The 18,739-nt window shown below is 67.3% G+C and carries 14 protein-coding genes and 1 pseudogene; 13 read left to right on the forward strand and 2 right to left on the reverse strand.

Annotated features, from left to right (window positions below; all coding sequences use genetic code 11):
• Window positions 1-24: 24 nt before the first annotated feature.
• Together FOE78_RS06760 and FOE78_RS06765 are read right to left on the reverse strand one after the other, a co-directional pair.
• Window positions 25-807, reverse strand: coding sequence for a Stf0 family sulfotransferase (locus FOE78_RS06760; protein ID WP_143985615.1), 783 nt, complete (start codon window positions 805-807; stop codon window positions 25-27).
• A 259-nt stretch (window positions 808-1,066) separates the two neighbouring features.
• Entirely contained in the window at window positions 1,067-2,950 is a 1,884-nt protein-coding gene (locus FOE78_RS06765) for a Na+/H+ antiporter (RefSeq protein WP_143985616.1), read from the reverse strand.
• A 98-nt stretch (window positions 2,951-3,048) separates the two neighbouring features.
• Here FOE78_RS06765 and FOE78_RS06770 point away from each other — a divergent pair, with 98 nt between their 5' ends.
• From FOE78_RS06770 to metG, 13 genes and pseudogenes are all read left to right on the forward strand, one after another.
• The gene (locus FOE78_RS06770; protein ID WP_228266083.1) at window positions 3,049-4,323 is read left to right on the forward strand and encodes a phosphotransferase; all 1,275 of its coding nucleotides are present in this window, start codon (window positions 3,049-3,051) and stop codon (window positions 4,321-4,323) included.
• Between the two features lie 854 nt (window positions 4,324-5,177).
• Window positions 5,178-6,758, forward strand: a complete 1,581-nt coding sequence (locus tag FOE78_RS06775) for an acyl-CoA mutase large subunit family protein (RefSeq protein ID WP_143985618.1) — start codon at window positions 5,178-5,180, stop codon at window positions 6,756-6,758.
• A gap of 20 nt (window positions 6,759-6,778) precedes the next feature.
• Entirely contained in the window at window positions 6,779-7,978 is a 1,200-nt protein-coding gene (locus FOE78_RS06780) for an amidohydrolase (protein ID WP_143985619.1), read from the forward strand.
• A 168-nt stretch (window positions 7,979-8,146) separates the two neighbouring features.
• Entirely contained in the window at window positions 8,147-9,289 is a 1,143-nt protein-coding gene (locus tag FOE78_RS06785; protein WP_210414854.1) for a BMP family lipoprotein, read from the forward strand.
• A 37-nt stretch (window positions 9,290-9,326) separates the two neighbouring features.
• Window positions 9,327-10,949, forward strand: coding sequence for an ABC transporter ATP-binding protein (locus FOE78_RS06790; protein WP_407662616.1), 1,623 nt, complete (start codon window positions 9,327-9,329; stop codon window positions 10,947-10,949).
• A 128-nt stretch (window positions 10,950-11,077) separates the two neighbouring features.
• Window positions 11,078-12,259 (forward strand): ABC transporter permease, encoded by a 1,182-nt coding sequence (locus FOE78_RS06795; RefSeq protein ID WP_143988636.1) that lies wholly within the window; start codon window positions 11,078-11,080, stop codon window positions 12,257-12,259.
• Entirely contained in the window at window positions 12,256-13,617 is a 1,362-nt protein-coding gene (locus FOE78_RS06800; RefSeq protein WP_143985621.1) for an ABC transporter permease, read from the forward strand. The genes FOE78_RS06795 and FOE78_RS06800 overlap by 4 nt, the downstream gene beginning before the upstream one ends.
• Window positions 13,617-14,021, forward strand: a complete 405-nt coding sequence (locus tag FOE78_RS06805; protein WP_143985622.1) for a cytidine deaminase — start codon at window positions 13,617-13,619, stop codon at window positions 14,019-14,021. Before FOE78_RS06800 ends, FOE78_RS06805 begins: the two co-directional genes overlap by 1 nt.
• Window positions 14,022-14,188: 167 nt before the next feature.
• Window positions 14,189-14,716, forward strand: coding sequence for a TOTE conflict system archaeo-eukaryotic primase domain-containing protein (locus FOE78_RS23815; RefSeq protein ID WP_407662647.1), 528 nt, complete (start codon window positions 14,189-14,191; stop codon window positions 14,714-14,716).
• A gap of 137 nt (window positions 14,717-14,853) precedes the next feature.
• A pseudogene (locus tag FOE78_RS24750) lies at window positions 14,854-15,123 on the forward strand (DEAD/DEAH box helicase); the annotation flags it as partial.
• Window positions 15,124-15,253: 130 nt separating this feature from the next.
• Window positions 15,254-15,493 (forward strand): endonuclease domain-containing protein, encoded by a 240-nt coding sequence (locus FOE78_RS06815; protein WP_210414856.1) that lies wholly within the window; start codon window positions 15,254-15,256, stop codon window positions 15,491-15,493.
• 96 nt (window positions 15,494-15,589) lie between these two features.
• On the forward strand, window positions 15,590-16,672 hold the full coding sequence (locus FOE78_RS06820; RefSeq protein ID WP_143985623.1) for an adenosine deaminase: 1,083 nt from the start codon (window positions 15,590-15,592) through the stop codon (window positions 16,670-16,672).
• A 263-nt stretch (window positions 16,673-16,935) separates the two neighbouring features.
• On the forward strand, window positions 16,936-18,717 hold the full coding sequence (gene metG / locus FOE78_RS06825) for a methionine--tRNA ligase (protein WP_143985624.1): 1,782 nt from the start codon (window positions 16,936-16,938) through the stop codon (window positions 18,715-18,717).
• Window positions 18,718-18,739 lie beyond the last annotated feature (22 nt).

The following is an 18,739-nucleotide window of genomic DNA, read 5'->3' on the forward strand; positions in this document are numbered from 1 at the left end:
TGGTGCGCTTCCGCGGACGGATACCTAAGCGGTGTCGAGCTCGGCCCGCAGGCGTCGCGCCCAGTCACGGTTGGTGCCGTTGGCCAGTTTCTTGACACCGATCGCCACGCCGTCGGCCGCACCTTCGTCCAGTCGCAGAGCTCGCAGCACCTCCCGCAGCACCGAGAGGGGGTCGACGGAGAGCCGGTCGTAGCTCAGCCGCAACGGTTCGATCGCCTCGCTCGCGAACCAGCTGAGCCACTGCCTGTCCAACTCCACCGTCTCGTCGTAGGTGCGGCGCAGCGCAGGCCCGTCGTAAACCGGATCCTGGTGCTCCTTCACCCGCTCCAGCGCAGTCCCATCCGGAGCCATGTGCCACAGTCCCGTCTGCTGCGCTATGACACACGACACGGCCTGCGCAATTTTGTCGGCCCGCGTGAGATGGATGAAGAGCGTTCGGCCGAAGGCTGCGCGAAATCTGTCCGCGTCACTCATCTGTTCGGGATGCAACAGCGCCAGCTTGCCCAGGAGGAAGTCGAAGCTGTGCCGCTGCAGTCTCAGACCGAAGACGCCGGTGCTGTTGGTGCCCTCGGCGATAGCCGCGTCCACCACGGTCCGCGCATAGTCGAGATCGCTGCCGCGGCGTCCCGGCGGCGTCAGTAGATGCGCCGACCAGTTCGCGACCGACGGCTCGTGGAAGAAGGATTTAGGATTGCCGGCCAGACCGGTGGCCGCAAGCAGCGAGCAGAGCAGGGTGCTTCCGCTGCGCGGGGACGTGCAGAGCACATAGGACTCAAAGCGCCCGCCGGCGCCACTCCCGATCGTCATCTGGTCAAAACTCCAGGCGCTGCGTCGGGGTGGTCACTTCGCCATTCCTACCAGTCGGGCTGTCAGCGCGGGACGGGGCAAGCTCGATCACCTGGGCCACGGACCTCACGCTCAGCTGGGTGTCCGGTGGAGACCCGATGGTCCGCCCGGCCACCGGCTGCGACGTTCGGCCGCCGGCCGCATTGGTCCGGGAACCCGTACCGGTTCTGGATTCCGCACTGCAGGCGGAGCACTCCGAGTCGGCACTGACTCGACCGCATTATCCGAGTCGTTCGTCCTCGAAGCACCAGCGCCACTTCTCGCCGGGTTCGAAGCTGCGCATCACCGGATGGCCGGTCTCGGTCCAGTGCCGGCGGGAATGCTGGGCGGGGGAGGAGTCGCAGCAGCCGACGTTGCCGCAGGTCAGGCAGAGCCGCAGGTGCACCGTACGAGTGCCCTCGCGTTCACAGTCCAGGCAGTGGCCCGGGCCGACCGGCTGGATCACGTACGGGGCATCCTCCAGATGGTTGCAGGCCCCGCGGAAACTCTCTGGTGCGCTCAACGGACTCGCCTCCGAGATCTGTTCGTCCTGGTCCGACAACACTGTCAGCATCGACTCCTCGACGTCGAGGGCATAGAGCACGTCGTCGATCACCTCGTGGTCGATCTTGCCGGTGCCGCGGATCTTCAGCACCTTGGTCCGTTCGGCCTGCAGCGTCGCCATCCGGAGCCGGCGATACTCCTCGGCCGGCGTCTCCATGTTGCCGGTGCCGAGGCGTTCCCAGATCTCGTTCGTCCGCCGGGAGATCCGATCCCGTAGCTGGGCCAAGGTCTCCTCCGAGTCGGAGGCATCGGCGATGTCGTCCAATTTCTGCAGCGCGGCCGCCGAACTGGCCTGTAGCACCGACGCTGCCTGCAAGGCGTCCTCCCGCGGGTCGGGGCCGCGCAGTCCGGTCCGCCGAGCCAGTATTGGCAACGTCAATCCCTGCAGCAGTAGGGTTCCCGCGGTCACCACCATCGCCGAGAACACCAGCAGCGGCCGATACGGGACCGTGCTCGGCAGCACGAACGCCGCCGCCAAGGTGACCACCCCGCGCATCCCGGCCCAGCCGACGATCAGCGTCTCCGCCCTGGTCCCGCCGCCACCGTTCTCCGGATCCCGGCGCAGCAGCACCAGGTGAAAGATCCACACCATCACCATCCGGATCACGATCACCCCGCCGAACACGGCAGCGCAGACTGCGACGATCAGACCGAGGCCCAGCTTGGCCGCCGCCAGATCCGCGACGATCCAGCGGGCCTGCAGGCCGATCAACAGGAAGACCGCGTTCTCCAGCAGGAACTGGATGGTGCCCCAGTTCATCCGTTCGCTCAGCCGGGACTGCGCGGTCTGGACCAGCGGCGCCCGATGCCCGATGATCAGGCCGGCGGTCACCACCGCGATCACGCCGGAAGCGTGCAACTCGCCGACGCCCAGCTCCTCGGCCGGCAGATAAGCGGCGAACGGAAGCAGCAGCGACAGCGCGTTGTCCAACCGTGGCGAGCTGATCCGGGACCGGATGATGCCGGCCAGCCAGGCCACCACCAGCCCGATCGCGACGCCGCCGCCGGCCGCGATCAGGAACGCCAACCCGACCTGGCCGACTCCGACCTCGGCCGTCAGCGCCAGGATGCCGACGCGTAGACACGTGATCGCCGTGGCGTCGTTGAACAGCGACTCGCCCTCCAGGATGGTGACGATCCGCCGGGGCAGCCCGACCCGACGCGCCACCGACGTCGCCGCGACCGCATCCGGCGGCGCGACCACGGCACCGATCGCAAACGCGGCGGCGAACGGGATGCCCGGCAGCAACAACTTCACCAGCACACCGACACCGAGCGCGGTGACGACGACCAACGCCACCGACAGCAGCCCGATCGCGGGCGCCTGGGCCTTGAAGTCGACCACCGAGGAACGGATCGCGGCCGCGTACAGCAGCGGCGGCAGCAGCCCGATCAGCACCACCTCCGGCGACAGGTGCACCTCGGGGATCTGCGGTATGAAGGAGGCGATGATGCCGATCAGCATCAGCACCAGCGGCGCGGACAACCGCAGCCGTCCGGCCAACGCGGTGAACGCGATCACGGCGGCGGTCAGGGTGGCGATCCCCAGGGCAACGGGCACGCGGCTATCGTGCCAGCAGGCCGCTGCCCGGCCAGAATGCCATCGGGGACCGGCAAGAATGCCATCGGGGGCGGAACGCCTGAAGCATCGGGAGGACTGTGACACCGAACGCACCTGCCGTCGACGACGGGTCCGAGCTGCTCACCTCGGGTGACGCGCAGGACGTGCTGGCCGCTGCCGTACGGCATCGCGGCGGGACGCTGGTGTCCTGGAAACTCGACCATGTCGACGCCAACCCCCGGCGCAGTACGACGGCCACCTTCCATGCGGTCGTCGACTGGCCGTACGGCCGACGCGAGGAGTTGATCGGTGCCAGCGCGCGGGTCGAGGGCCGCAACCGTACCGACGAACGCGCGGTGATCTTCGGCGACGGCAGCCGGGAGGTCGCGGTCTGGATCTATCCCGACGACCCGGACCTGGTCGGACTGCCGCGGGCGGCCTACCCGGATCGCTTCGCCGCACTGCTGACCGAATTGGGCACCCTGGGCCGTCCGGTCAGCAAGGATCAGGTCCAACTGCAGGTGATCGGCTATCGGCCACGTCGCCGGGCCGTGTTGAAGGCGACCATTGCCGGGCCTGTGAGCACTCGCGGGCAGAGCACTCGCGGGCCGAGTCAATCCCGGCCGGAAGTGCTGTACGTCAAGGTGTTGCGGGAGAGCAGCTACGCGGCCGTGCTCGGTCGGCATCGGCTGCTGCTGGATGCCGGGCTGCCGTCGCCGCCGATCGCCGCGGCCACCGCCGACCAGTTGCTGGTACTGCGCGAGTTGCCCGGTCGTCCGCTGGCGCGGGCGTTGTTCGACTCGGTCCCCCCGGTCGGCGCCGAGGATTTGATCGGACTGCTGGACGCGATGCCCGCGGCGGTGTCGACGCTGGAACGGCATCGCCCGTGGGCCGATGCGGTCGACCAGTACGCGACGATGGTCGCGGCCGCGCTGCCGGAGGCCGAATCGATTTTGACCGCGATGGTCAGCGCGATTCGTTCCGGACTGGGCGGAATCCCGCTCGGCAACGAGCCGACCCACGGCGACTTCTACGAGGCCCAACTGTTCGTACGTCGTGGCCGGGTGAGCGGGATCCTGGACATCGACACCATCGGGCCGGGGAGGCGGGCCGATGATCTTGCCTGCCTGGTCGCCCATCTGGCCACGGTGCAGCGGATGAACGCCGAGCAGGCGTCCCGGGTACAGCGGCTGATCGATCAGTGGCTGCCGGTGTTCGACCGCCGGGTCGATCCGGTCGAGTTGCGGCTGCGGGCGGCCGCGATCGCGATCTCGCTGGCCACCGGGCCGTATCGAGGTCAGGAAGCTGACTGGCAGGGCGAAACCTGGCAGATCCTGCGGTCGGCCGATCAACTGATCCGCAGTATTTCCTGACGAGTTGATCAAGGTCTGCCGTGATCTGCAGCCTGATGTGCCAATCGTGGCCGAGCACGCTACGATCCCCAAGGTCTTGGGCGCCGGACGAAAACTTTCGGCAAGGACCCGAGGCCCCACGTACACCGGCCTAACCCCCGAGGGCCGGTTGGGAGATCCGCGTACCCCCTGGGTGCGCGGATTCTTCCGTTTGTAGCGCAGTCGAGTTTCTGCCTGCTGCCGCGATTTACCTTGGCGGCTTACTTTCCGAGGGGCGACCCCCGGACCCCCGCCTGGGGCACCTCTTCCGCTCAACTCACTTCGACTCCTCCGGAGCCGGTCTCGCGCTGGGGCGCTCGACAGGCGTTCAATCTGGCCTTCAAGCGTTCGTGGTGGCGGCAGATATTGGGCGCAGTCGGGCTGGGTGCGTGCTTCCGCGACTTGGTCTGGCGTCTTGCGTTGCGAGGGGCGACCCCCGGACCCCCGCCTGGGGCACCTCTTCCGCTCAACTCACTTCGACTCCTCCGGAGCCGGTCTCGCGCTGGGGCGCTCGACAGGCGTTCAATCTGGCCTTCAAGCGTTCGTGGTGGCGGCAGATATTGGGCGCAGTCGGGCTGGGTGCGTGCTTCCGCGACTTGGTCTGGCGTCTTGCGTTGCGGGGGGCGACCCCCGGACCCCCGCCTGGGGCACCTCGTCCGCTCAACTCACTTCGACTCCTCCGGAGTCGGTCTCGCGCTGGGGCGCTCGACAGGGTGTTCAATCTGGCCTTCAAGCGTTTGTGGTGGCGGCAGATATTGGGCGCGGTCGGGCTGGGTGGCTGCTTCGGCTACCAGACCGCGGCGGCGGCAGCGACCTGACCGCGTAGGTTAATCCGCATGCGGGAGCGAGAGACCGAGTCGGGGACGCCGTTCAAGACGGTGTACGACGCGGAGGATCTGGCCGGGTTCGATCCCGCACGGCTCGGGGAACCGGGCGAGTTTCCGTACACACGTGGCGTTTATCCGGGGATGTACACCGAGCGGCCGTGGACGATGCGGCAGTATGCCGGGTTCGGCACCGCGAGCGAGTCCAACCAGCGCTATCGCGAGTTGATCGAGAACGGCACCACCGGGCTGTCGGTCGCCTTCGACCTGCCCACCCAGATGGGCTACGACTCGGACGCGTCCCTGGCGCACGGCGAGGTCGGCAAGGTCGGGGTGGCGATCGACAGCCTGGCCGACATGCGGGTGCTGTTCGACCGGATTCCGTTGGGCGAAGTCTCCACCTCGATGACGATCAACGCACCGGCGGCGGTGCTGCTGCTGCTCTACCAACTGGTCGCCGAGGAGCAGGGCGTCGACCCGACGCGGCTCACCGGCACCATCCAGAACGACGTGCTCAAGGAGTACATCGCCCGCGGCACCTACATCTTTCCGCCGGCGGCCAGTCTGCGGCTGGTCAGCGACACTTTTTCCTACTGTCGCAGCGAATTGCCGCGTTGGAACACGATCTCGATCTCCGGCTATCACATGGCAGAGGCCGGTGCTCATCCGGCGCAGGAGATCGCGTTCACCCTGGCCAACGGGATCGCCTACGTCCAGGCCGCGATCGACGCGGGCCTGGCAGTGGACGACTTCGCGCCCCGGTTGAGCTTCTTCTTCGTCAGCCGCACCAGCCTGCTGGAGGAGGTGGCGAAGTTCCGTGCGGCCCGCCGGATCTGGGCCCACGTGATGCGGGATCGCTTCGGAGCAAGGAATCCCAAGTCGTTGATGCTGCGCTTCCACACCCAGACCGCGGGGGTGCAGCTGACCGCGCAGCAGCCCGAGGTCAACCTGGTCCGGGTCGCGGTGCAGGCGCTGGCTGCGGTGCTCGGTGGCACCCAGTCCCTGCACACGAACTCCTTCGACGAGGCGATCGCGCTGCCCACCCAGAAGGCCGCACGGCTGGCGTTACGCACCCAGCAGGTGATCGCGTACGAGTCCGACGTCACCAAGACCGTCGATCCCTTCGCCGGCTCGTACGTGATCGAGTCGCTCACCGATGACCTTGAAGACCATGCCCTCAAGTTGATGCAACGCGTTGATGATCTTGGTGGTGCGGTGGCTGCGATCGAACAGGGGTACCAGAAGAGCGAGATCGAGCAGACCGCGTACGCGACCGCGCAGCAGATCGACGACGGGGAACGGATTGTCGTCGGGGTCAACAGGTTCACCCTGGCCGAGGAGGAACCGTACGAGCCGCTGCGGGTCGACCCGGCGATCGAACAAGCACAAGTCGATCGGCTCGTCTCGTTGCGGGCCGGTCGTGATCAACAAGCCGTCGACGCCGCCCTTGATCAACTTCGTACAGCCGCGAAGGGCGACGACAACGTGCTCTATCCGATGAAGGAAGCGTTGCGCGCGCTCGCCACCGTCGGTGAGGTGTGTGACGTGCTCCGCGAGGTCTGGGGACGCTACCAGCCCAGCGACCGGTTCTGACGTTGTGCCAGACTCGCGGCATGACCGAAGATGATCATCCGACGAAGTTGATCATGACATCGCTGGCGGAGCTCGAGTCCGAGTTGATCGACTTCCGCCGCGACCTGCACGCCCATCCGGAGCTGGGGTTCGCCGAGCAGCGGACCACGACCAAGATCATCGAGCGGCTGGTCGCGGCCGGACTGTCGCCGCACCGGCTGCCGTCCGGGACCGGGCTGGTCTGTGATCTTGTCCCGGCCGGGATGGAGGGCCGGCCGATGATCGGCCTGCGCGCCGACATCGATGCACTCCCGATCACCGACATCAAGGATGTTCCTTACAGGTCAGAGAATCCGGGCGTCTGCCATGCCTGCGGTCACGACGTCCACACCAGTGTCGTGCTCGGCACCGGGCTCGTCCTGGCCGGCCTGCTGGACCGGATGACCAAGCCGGTGCGGTTGATCTTCCAGCCGGCCGAGGAGCTCGTCCCCGGCGGTGCGCCGGCGACGATCGAGGCCGGCGTACTGGACGGCCTGGACGAGGTGTACGCGATGCACTGCGATCCGCGGACCTCGGTCGGCCGGATCGCGCTCACCACCGGGCCGATCACCTCGGCGTTGGACCGGATCCTGGTCCGGCTGTCCGGGCCGGGCGGCCACACCTCCCGGCCGCAGCTGACCTGCGACCTGGTCGCGGCACTGGCCCAGGTCGCCGTTCAGGCGCCGCTGCTGCTCTCCCGCCGGGTCGATCCGCGCGGCGGCAGCTCGCTGGTCTGGGGCCGGATCAACGCCGGTACGACGGCGAACGCGATTCCTGCGGTCGGCGAGTTGGAGGGCACGGTTCGGTCGTTGCAGCTCAGCGGCTGGCGGGAAGCGCAGCAGCAGCTGCCCGAGCTGATCAGGCAGATCGCCGAGCCGTACGGTGCCGCGGTCGAGGTGAGCATGACCGAGGGGGTGCCTCCCACCGTCAACGACGCGGCCGCCGTGCGACGGCTGACCGAGGCGGCCGCAGCCGTGCTGGGCGACCAGGCGGTCGGCATCACCGAGCAGTCGCTGGGCGGCGAGGATTTCTCCTGGATGCTGCAGCAGGTGCCGGGCGCGATGGCCCGGCTCGGCGTACGGAGTCCGCACGCCGACCCGGCCGAGGTTGTCGACCTGCATCAGGCCGGCTTCGACCCCGACGAAGGTGCGATCGCCACCGGCGTCAGCGTCTTCAGTCGACTGGCGCTCGGCCACGACTGACGGGCTCGCGCTAACGAACTTGTATCGTCCGGCCGTGCAGATTGCCGCAGGCGCGACGCGAGCCGACCTGTCGGGCTACAGTGCCGGTTGCCAGGCACCGAACGGAGCAGGATTTCGCTGCGGGAACGGTCTTGGTCGATAGGTTCCGGGGTTTGTCGAGGAGGCGGCGTGAAGAAATCCATCATCAGCGTGGCGGCGGTGGCAGGAGCATTGGCGCTCGGTCTGGCGAGTTGCGCCCAGCCGCCGGGCAACGAGTCCGGCAACAGCGCCAGCCCGAAGACGTCGGCCAGCAGTCCGGCGGCCGGCGGTGGTGCCAGCGCGAGCAACGCCTCCTTCAAGGCCTGCATGGTCTCCGACTCGGGCGGCTTCGACGACAAGTCGTTCAACCAGACCTCGTACAAGGGCCTGACCGACGCCAAGAAGGAGTTCGGCATCCAGACCGGTGCGGTCGAGTCGAACAGCAACTCCGACTACGCCAAGAACATCCAGTCGATGGTGGCCGCCAAGTGCAACATCATCGTCACCGTCGGCTTCCTGCTCGCCGATGACACCCTGGCGGCGGCCAAGGCCAATCCCGACATCGATTTCGCCATCGTCGACTCGGACGACCCCAAGTTCAAGGCGGTGAAGAACCTCAAGCCGCTGGTCTTCAACACCGCCGAGTCCAGCTTCCTCGGCGGCTACCTGGCCGCCTCGATGACCAAGACCGGCAAGGTCGCCACCTTCGGCGGCACCAAGATCCCGACCGTGACGATCTTCATGGACGGCTTCGCCCAGGGCGTCGAGTATTACAACAAGCAGAACGGCAAGAACGTCCAGCTGATCGGCTGGAACGCGGCCAAGCAGGACGGCCAGTTCGTGCCCGGCGATCAGCCGTTCGAGAACGTCACCGGCGGCAAGCAGGTCGCGCAGAACCTGGTCAGCCAGGGGGCCGACATCCTCTTCCCGGTCGCCGGCCCGGCCGGTGAGGGTGCGTTGCAGACCGCCAAGGCCAGCGGCGGCAAGGTGAACGCGATCTGGGTCGACACCGACGGCTGCATCAGCGCGGCGTCCTACTGCCCGCAGATCATCAGCAGCGTCTACAAGGGCATGGATGTTGCTGTGACGGACGTGATCAAGGCGTCGATGGACAAGACCTTCAGCCCGGATGCCTTCGTCGGCACCCTGGAGAACAAGGGCACCGGCCTGGCTCCCTTCCACGATTGGGATTCCAAGGTCCCCGCGGATGTGAAATCCAAGCTTGATCAACTCAAGTCCGACATCATCTCCGGCAAGATCAAGATCACCTCGAAGGCCCAGCCGGGCAGCTGAGTTGATCAACCGGAACTGACACGAGATGGCGGATGCGGTGCGCGGTACAGACGGCGGACCCGGTCGGGGCCGCGGTGATGCCGAGCCGGTCCCGGCCGATGCCGGGATCGGCCTGCGGCTGCGGCAGATCACCAAACGGTTCGGCTCGCTCGTCGCCAACGACCGAGTTGATCTTGACATCCGGCCCGGTGAGATCCACTGCCTGCTGGGTGAGAACGGGGCCGGCAAGTCGACCCTGATGAACGTCCTGTACGGGCTGCTGCAGCCGGACGAGGGCGAGATCGCGGTCGACGGCGTGCCGCGGATCTTCAACAATCCCAAGCAGGCCATCAATGCCGGCATCGGGATGGTGCATCAGCACTTCATGCTGGTGGACGTGTTCTCGGTCGCCGAGAACATGATCTTGGGCCGTGAGCCGGGCAGCGGCGGCATGCTCAACCTGGGCACGGCTCGGCGGCGGGTGCGCGAACTGTCGAAGCGGTACGGCCTGCAGGTCGACCCCGATGCGCTGGTCGAGGACCTGCCGGTGGGCGTCCAGCAGCGGGTCGAGATCTTGAAGGCGCTGGCCAACGACGCCGAGTACTTGATCTTCGACGAGCCGACCGCGGTGCTCACTCCGCAGGAGATCGACGAACTGATGCAGGTGATGCGGACGCTGCGCGACGAGGGCAAGGCGATCGTCTTCATCACCCACAAGTTGCGCGAGGTCCGGGCCATCGCCGATCGGATCACCGTGATCCGACGCGGCGCCGTGGTCGGCGAAGCGGATCCGGGTGACTCGGAGTCCAAGCTGGCCGAGATGATGGTCGGCCGTCAGGTCAGCCTGCTGGTGAGCAAACTGCAGCACAAGACCGGCGACGTACGGCTGCAGCTGTCCGGTGTCACCATCGCCAGCCCGGCCGGCGCGGTGATGGTCGATGATCTTGATCTCGACGTGGCCGGCGGCGAGATCGTCTGTATCGCAGGAGTTCAGGGCAACGGACAGAGCGAGCTGGCCGAGGCAATCATCGGCACCGTCGAGGTGCGCTCCGGCGACATCCGGGTGGACGGCCGCTCCATGATCAAGTTGACTCCCAAGCAGCGCATCCGGGTCGGGCTCGGCTTCGTACCGGAGGATCGCCAGCACGACGGCTTCGTCGGTGAATACAGCGTGGCCGAGAACCTGGTGCTGAACACCTTCGACGAACCGCCGTTCGCTCGCGGCGCCGCGCTCAACCTGACCAAGATCAACCAGAACGCCGTCGAACTGGTGGAGGAGTTCGACATCCGTACCCAGGCGATCGACACTCCGGTCGGTTCACTGTCCGGCGGCAATCAGCAGAAGGTCGTACTGGCGCGGGAGATGTCGCGCGAGCTGTCGGTGCTGATCGCCAGCCAGCCGACCCGCGGGGTGGACGTCGGCGCAATCGAGTTCCTGCACCAGCGCCTGGTGTCCGCTCGGGATCGCGGCAGCGCGGTGCTGATCGTCTCCACCGAGCTGGACGAGGTGTCCGCGCTGGCCGACCGGATCGCGGTGATGTATCGCGGCAAGATCATCGGCGTCGTCGACGCGAACACCTCGCGTGAGGTGCTCGGCATGATGATGGCCGGGATGTCTGCCGAGGACGCCCGCGCGCAGGCCAGTCAGTTGACCAGCGAGACCGAGGGAGTGGTGACGTGAGCCCGGCAGCCGATCAGAATCCGGGTCCGGCCGCTGATCAAGCCCCCGGTGCGGGTTCGGGGGCTGCGAGCTCACGGGCGCCGGGCTCACGGGGTACGGGATCGGACAAGCCGTCGTTGAGCGATGCGATGCGGCCGAGATCGACCACCCGCAAGGGATTCCCGTGGACCGATGTCTGGACCACCCTCGGCGCGATCCTGCTGGCGTTGATCGTCGGAGCCATCCTGATGGTGGTCACCGACCCGGACGTGGTCAGCAAGTACGCCTACTTCTTCGCCCGTCCCGGCGATGCGCTGAGCGCCTCCTGGGACAAGATCAGCAGTGCCTACCTGGCGTTGCTGAAGGGTGCTGTCGGCGGCTGGGTGCCGATCACCGAATCGACCGCCCAGGCGGCGCCGTTGATCATGGCCGGGCTCGGCGTCGCGCTCGCCTTCCGTACCGGCTTGATCAACATCGGCGGACAGGGACAGGCGATCTGGGGTGCGATCCTGGCCGCCTACGTCGGGTTCACCCTGCACATGCCGCCCGGGCTGCAGCTGATCGTCGCGATCATCGCCGGCATCGTCGGCGGGGCGATCTGGGGCGGCATCGTCGGCTGGTTGAAGGCCCGGACCGGGGCGCACGAGGTGATCGTCACGATCATGCTCAACTACGTCGCGGTCGGCATGCTGGCCTACCTCTTGACCACCACCGCGTTCCGCCGGCCGGGACGTACCGATCCGATCTCGCCGGTCGTCGACTGGAACGCGACCTTCCCGCGGCTGGCCGGATCGCAACTGCACCTGGGCTTCTTCCTCGCGCTCGCCGCGGCGGTGCTGGTCTGGTGGATCCTGGAACGATCCACCCTCGGCTTCAGCTTGAAGGCGGTCGGGATGAACCCGCACGCCGCGGCGACCGCCGGGATGAGCGTGTCCCGGGCAACCGTGCTGGCGATGCTGATCGCCGGCGCGCTGGCCGGTCTGGCCGGTGCGAACGCCGCGTTGGCACCGAGCGCGAGCGGAGTGCCGGTGCCGCTGTCGGCCGGCATCGTCGGCACCGTCGGCTTCGACGCGGTCACCGTCGCACTGCTCGGACGATCGAAACCGCTCGGCGTGGTGCTGGCCGGATTGCTCTTCGGCGCGCTGCACGCCGGCGGGCTGGCGATGCAGAGTTCGGCCGGTACGCCGCTGACGCTGACCACGGTGCTGCAGGCGGTGATCGTGTTGTTCGTCGCCGCACCGGCGCTGGTGACACGGATCCTGCCGTTCGTCAAGGCCCGCAAACACGCCACGGCGAGTGGTGTGCCGACCTCGACGGGGGCCCTGTCATGACCGCCGACGAGACCCGAACACGTACGGTCGAAGACGGCGGCGGCGATCAGAACGCGGACAACTCGGCGGCCGCCGGCGTACCGACCGACGTCGGGCCGATCGAATTCACCCGGGTGGAGGCACCGGCGGCACGGCGTCAGCGGCTGACCACCGGCTCGCTGATCTGTCTGGTGGGCGTCCTGTTGTTGATCTTGGTGCCGTTCACGCACGGGTCGGCACGGTTCGCGCTGTCGGATGCGTTCGACCCGGTCCAGCTGCCGACGATCGTGCTGCCCGGCATGCCGATCGTGTTGATCTGCGCGCTGCTCTGTCTGGCTTCGGGCGCGGCGTTCCTGACTGGTCGGGCTCGTGGCCGGATGGAAGCCGTCGCGGGCACGGTCGGCGGCGTGGCGTTCCTGATCGGATTCCTGACCTGGGCCGCGGCCGGACGGGATCTGCCGTTCCCGGTCAGCAATCAGTTCGCCGGCACCCTGGCGGTGGCGACGCCGCTGGTGCTGGGCGCGCTGGCCGGTGTGCTCGGCGAACGGGCCGGCGTGATCAACGTGTCGATCGAGGGCCAGTTCCTGGTGGCTGCGTTGGCGGCGGCGATCGTCGGATCGCTGACCCAGTCGGTGTTCTGGGCGATCGTCGCGGCAGCGATCGCCGGGGTTGGGATGGGTGCGCTGCTGGCGCTGTTCGCGATCAAGTACCTGGTCAACCAAGTGGTGCTCGGGGTGGTCCTGAACATGCTGGCCACCGGCATCACCGGCTTCATCTTCGACCAGCTGGTGGAGCCGAACCAGGCGACGCTGAACTCGGCTCCAGTGCTGGAGAAGATCGCCATCCCGGGCCTGTCCAAGATTCCCTTCTTCGGCCCGGTGCTGTTCGACCAGAACGTGCTGGCCTACCTGGCCGGAATCTCGGTGGTGGTCGTCTGGCTGCTGCTGTTCAAGACCAAGTGGGGGCTGCGGGTCCGGGCCGTCGGCGAACACCCGCGGGCGGCGGACACGGTCGGCATCAGCGTGGTCGGGATGCGGTGGTCGGCGGTGCTGGCCGGTGGCCTGTTCGCCGGTCTCGGCGGCGCCTTCTTCACGCTCGCGTCCACCGGCGCCTTCTCCAAGGAATTCACCGTCGGCAACGGCTTCATCGCGCTGGCCGCGGTGATCATGGGGCGCTGGCACCCGGTCTGGGCCGCGATCATGGCGCTGTTCTTCGGCTTCGTCACCCAGATGGCCTCGCAGCTGCAGACCCTCAGCACCCCGGTGCCGAGCCAGTTCCTGCTGATGTTGCCGTACGTCGCGACGGTGATCGCGGTGGCCGGTCTGATCGGCCGGGTCCGAGCGCCGGCCGCCGACGGCGTTCCCTACGAGAAGGCCTGATGAGCACCAGTCTCGCCTCGGTCGACTGGGAGGCGCTGCGAGCGGCGGCGCGGGAGGTCAGTGCGCGCGCCTACGCTCCGTACTCCAACTATCCGGTCGGCGTGGCCGGTCTGGTCGACGACGGCCGAATCGTGGTCGGCTGCAACGTCGAGAACGCCGCCTACGGCGTCGGCCTGTGCGCAGAGTGCGGCATGGTCTCCTCGCTGCACGCCGGCGGCGGCGGCCGGCTGATCGCGGTCGCCTGCGTCGACGGCGACGGCGAGACGCTGATGCCCTGCGGCCGCTGCCGTCAACTCCTCTGGGAGAACGGCGGCCCCGACTGCCTGCTCGACACCCCCGCCGGCATCCAACCGATGACCGCGGTGCTGCCCCAAGCCTTCGGCGTGGAGAACCTCCTGCGGTAGTGCCCCGCCGGCAGCGGTAAAAACGTCGGACGGGACGCACTGCACCCCGCCGTTACAGGGGTTGTAGCCCATCCCGTCCGACACTTTTACCGCATTCGGGCAACCATGGTCGGAGTGCTGCCGACGCACGCTACCTACCGCTCACCAACGAAGTCGTCGAGGCTCACCTGCGGGGCCACGCGTTCATCGGGCAGGATCCGATGAGGAGCGACAACACCTGTCACTACCTCGCCGCAGACTTCGATGGTCCCGCGGCCGTGCTGGACGCGCTGGCGTACACCAAGGCAGCTCGATCGCAGGGGGTTCCTGCCGCCTTGGAACTGTCGCAGTCCGGGCGCGGTGCGCACGTCTGGATCTTCTTCGCGGCCGCCGTACGGGCCGACCTTGCCAGGGCCCTCGGAACCGCTCTGATCCACGAAGCCAGCATGCTGCGGGGCTGGATGGAGCTGACGTCCTATGACCGGCTCTTCCCCAACCAGGACGTGCTGCCGGCCGGCGGCTTCGGCAATCTGATCGCCGCGCCGTTGCAGGGAAAGCGTCGGCGGGATGGTCTGACAACCTTCCTCGATCTCTCCACGCTGGAGCCGCACGCGGACCAATGGCTGTTTCTCTCCACGATCGACCGGCTGAGCCCGAGCGAACTCGCCCGTTACCGACATCGTCGACCGTGCCGGGTCGAGGCTGTCGGTCACTGATCTGCGTAATGCCGGCAGGGAGATCGATGTCGAACTGAATGCTGAGCTGTCGCCCGTTCAACAGCAGGCGGTGAGCGCTGTGCTGGCTCACGACGACGGCGTCCTGGTCGCTCCGCCGGGATCGGGGGAAGACAGTGATGGCGTGCGCGGTGATCGCGGAACGCTCGACGTCGACGTTGGTACTGGTGGACCGCAAAGCCCTGGCGGAGCAATGGCGTGATCGGTTGCGCACCTTTCTCGGGATTCCGCCCGGTCAGTTGGGTGGTGGCCGTCGCAAGCTCAGCGGCGTGGTGGACATCGCGATGATGCCGACGTTGGCCCGGCGGGACGACATTGCGGAGCTGACCGATGGCTACGGACAGATCGTCGTCGACGAATGCCATCACTTGGCTGCCGCCAGCTACGACCACGCGGTGAAGCGGATCGGCGCGCAGTTCTGGCTCGGGCTGACGGCCACGCCGACTCGACGCGACGGACTCGAAGATCTGATCAATTGGCAGCTCGGGCCCGTTCGGCACGCCGTCGCCGACCAGCAACGTGTGGGTCAGAACAGCAAACGGTGGCTATCCGGTCGACATCCTGTTTCGCCGCGAGCGGGTGATTGTCGAGTTCGATGGTTACGCCTACCACAGCGATCGGGCTGCGTTCGAGCGAGACCGCGCGCGCCGCAACGAGCTCGTGCTCGCCGGCTACACCGTGCTCAACTTCACCTGGGCCCAGCTGTGCGACCGGCCGGAGTGGGTGATCAACTGCATCCGCCGGGCGCTCGGACGGTAAGAACGTCGGTGGGGATTGCAGTTCGCCCCGGGGGACGTGGGTCCAAGCGATCGCGTCCGACGTTATTACACCTCTGCCGATCAGTAGGATCGGCGAATGGCGGTTGATCTCGACCTGTTGCGCAGGGCGCCGAAGGTGTTGCTTCATGATCATCTGGACGGCGGGTTGCGGCCGGGGACGATCATCGAGTTGGCCGCAGAGTGCGGGCATCGGCTGCCGGCCGAGGATCCGCAGAAGCTGGCGCGGTGGTTCGCCGAGTCTGCCGATTCCGGTGCCCTGGAACGGTATCTGGAAACGTTCGAGCACACCGTTGCGGTGATGCAGACCGCGTCGGCGCTGCGCCGGGTCGCTGCCGAGATGGTGGCCGACCTCGCCGACGACGGTGTGGTGTACGTGGAGACGCGGTGGGCGCCGGAGCAGCACCTGCACGGCGGTCTGTCACTGCGCCAAACGGTGGAGGCCGTGCAGCATGGTCTCGAGGACGGTATGGCGGTTGCCGCCGGGCAGGGCCACAAGATCACCGCGCGGCAGTTGCTGACCGCGATGCGTCACGCTGAGGACTCCCGTCAGATCGCGGAACTGGTGGTGAGCTGCCGCGACCTCGGCATCGCCGGGTTCGACATCGCCGGCGCCGAGGCGGGCTATCCGCCCTCGCGCTATCGCGGGTCCTTCGACTACCTGAAGCGCAACAACGCCCGGATCACCGTCCACGCGGGCGAAGGGTTCGGGTTGCCGTCGATCTGGGAGGCGGTGCAACTGTGCGGCGCGAACCGGCTCGGCCACGGCGTACGGATCATCGACGACATCCCGTTCGGCGACGGTGTCGCCGAGCTGGGGGACTTGGCCGCCTACGTTCGTGATCTGCGCATCCCGCTGGAGATGTGCCCGACGTCCAACGTACAGACCGGCGCGGTCGCCTCGATCGCCGAGCATCCGATCAAGCTGCTCGCCGACCTCGGCTTTCGAGTCACCGTGAACACCGACAACCGACTGATGAGCAACACCTCGATGACCGGAGAATTCGCCGCCCTCAGTGAGGCTTTCGGCTTCGGCCTCGACGACTTCCGCTGGCTCACCCTCAACGCCGCCAAGAGCGCCTTCTTCCCGCACCCCGAACGCCTCAAGTTGATCGAGGAACAGATCAAGCCCGGGTACGCCGAGCTTGCTGCGCGGACCTGACACCCGGTCCTTCGACAAGCTCAGGACCCTTGGGAGCCGGAATCCCTTTGCCGTCACCATGAGCGCTTGAAACAGCGATTGAATAACCCGTCGAGCGCAGCGAGGCCGGCTCCGGAGCCGGCGGAGGAGTCGGGGTAAGAAGCGCACTCGCAGTGACCACGGCGGGAGCGCGAGGGGCGTCCCTCGCAAATTAAGACGCCAGACCACGACCGCGGCAGCGGCACCCGGCTCGACCGCGGATCCAGGCGGTTAGGGTACGCCCTATGAGTTCAGTCTTGACCTCGGTTGCCTGGCCGTACGCCAACGGCCCGCGGCACATCGGCCACGTTTCCGGCTTCGGCGTTCCCTCCGATGTGTTCTCGCGCTACATGAGGATGTCGGGGCATCAGGTGCTGATGGTGTCCGGGACCGATGAGCACGGCACCCCGATCTCGGTCCAGGCCGAGGCCGAAGGCATGACGGCCCGCGAACTCGCCGACAAGTACAACGGCGTGATCACCCGTGACCTGCAGGGCCTGGGACTCTCGTACGACCTGTTCACCCGGACCACCACGCGCAACCACTACCGTGTTGTGCAGGACCTGTTCACGTCCCTGTTCAAGAACGGGTACGTGGTGCCGAAGACGACGATGGGCGCGATCAGCCCGTCCACCGGACGGACGCTGCCGGACCGCTACATCGAGGGCACCTGCCCGATCTGCGGCTACGACAATGCCCGCGGCGATCAGTGCGACAACTGCGGCAACCAGCTCGATCCGGTCGACCTGATCAATCCGCGGTCCAAGATCAACGGGGAGACGCCGAAGTTCGTCGAGACCGAGCACTTCTTCCTCGACCTGCCGGCGCTGGCCGGATCGCTGGAGAAGTGGCTGGGCACCAAGACCGAGTGGCGGCCGAACGTGCTCCGCTTCTCCCACAATCTCCTTGCAGACTTGAAACCTCGCGCGATCACGCGTGATCTCGACTGGGGCGTACCGGTGCCGCTGGACGGCTGGCGGGACCAGCCGATGAAGCGGATCTACGTCTGGTTCGACGCGGTGATCGGCTACCTGTCGGCCTCGATCGAGTGGGCCCAGCGGACCGGCGATCCGGACGCCTGGAAGCAGTGGTGGCTCGACCCCGACGCCCAGGGCTACTACTTCATGGGCAAGGACAACATCGTCTTCCACTCGGTGATCTGGCCGGGCATCCTGCTCGGGCAGAACGGCGAAGGTGATCATGGCGGCGAGGTCGGGCCGTTCGGAAAGCTCAACCTGCCCAGCGAAATCGTCTCCAGCGAGTTCCTCACCATGAGCGGGTCGAAGTTCTCCACCAGTCGCGGCCAGGTGATCTACGTCGGCGACTTCCTGCGTGACTTCGGCCCGGACGCGCTGCGCTACTTCATCGCGGTGGCCGGCCCGGAGAATCAGGACACCGACTTCACCTGGGACGAGTTCGTCCGCCGGACCAACTTCGAGCTGGCCAACGAGTGGGGCAACCTGGTCAACCGGTCGGTGTCGATGGCGCACAAGCAGGTCGGCGCCGTACCGGAGGCCCATGATCAACGCGATGTTGATCATGAGCTGCTGAACCGCTCGCGGGCCGCCTTCGATGAGGTCGGGAAGCTGTTGCAGCGCAGCAGATTCAAGCAGGCGATGGGGGAGGCGATGAAGGTCGTCTCGTCGGCCAACCGCTACATCTCCGACCAGGAGCCGTGGAAACTGAAGGACCAGCCGGAGCGGCGCGACACCGTCCTGCACACCGCGTTGCAGGTGGTCTCGGACGCCAACACGCTGCTCACCCCGTTCCTGCCGCACGCCGCGCAGAAGGTGCACGAGGCGCTCGGCCGGGACGGTGTCTGGGCGGCTCAGCCCGAGATCCGTACGGTCTCGGAGACCGACGGTCCCGACTATCCGGTGCTGATGGGGGAGTACGCCGCCGAGCAGGCCCACTGGGAGAGCACCCCGATCCGGCCGGGCACGCCGCTGCAGAAGCCGACGCCGCTCTTCCCCAAGCTGGACGAGAGTCTGGGCCAGACCGGCCCGGACTGGGCGCCGCTGGACTGACCCGCCGTTGTTCGGCGGACTT

Origin of the sequence: Microlunatus elymi (assembly GCF_007362775.1) — a bacterium.
Classification (GTDB): domain Bacteria; phylum Actinomycetota; class Actinomycetes; order Propionibacteriales; family Propionibacteriaceae; genus Microlunatus; species Microlunatus elymi.

Bases quoted from the DNA above. Each gene is read 5' to 3' on its own strand.
- FOE78_RS06820 (WP_143985623.1), top strand. From the start codon at position 15,590: ATGGCGGTTGATCTCGACCTGTTGCGCAGGGCGCCGAAGGTGTTGCTT.
- FOE78_RS06795 (WP_143988636.1), top strand. From the start codon at position 11,078: ATGCGGCCGAGATCGACCACCCGCAAGGGATTCCCGTGGACCGATGTC.
- metG (WP_143985624.1), top strand. From the start codon at position 16,936: ATGAGTTCAGTCTTGACCTCGGTTGCCTGGCCGTACGCCAACGGCCCG.
- FOE78_RS06760 (WP_143985615.1), bottom strand. From the start codon at position 807: ATGACGATCGGGAGTGGCGCCGGCGGGCGCTTTGAGTCCTATGTGCTC.
- FOE78_RS06800 (WP_143985621.1), top strand. From the start codon at position 12,256: ATGACCGCCGACGAGACCCGAACACGTACGGTCGAAGACGGCGGCGGC.
- FOE78_RS06780 (WP_143985619.1), top strand. From the start codon at position 6,779: ATGACCGAAGATGATCATCCGACGAAGTTGATCATGACATCGCTGGCG.
- FOE78_RS06805 (WP_143985622.1), top strand. From the start codon at position 13,617: ATGAGCACCAGTCTCGCCTCGGTCGACTGGGAGGCGCTGCGAGCGGCG.
- FOE78_RS06775 (WP_143985618.1), top strand. From the start codon at position 5,178: ATGCGGGAGCGAGAGACCGAGTCGGGGACGCCGTTCAAGACGGTGTAC.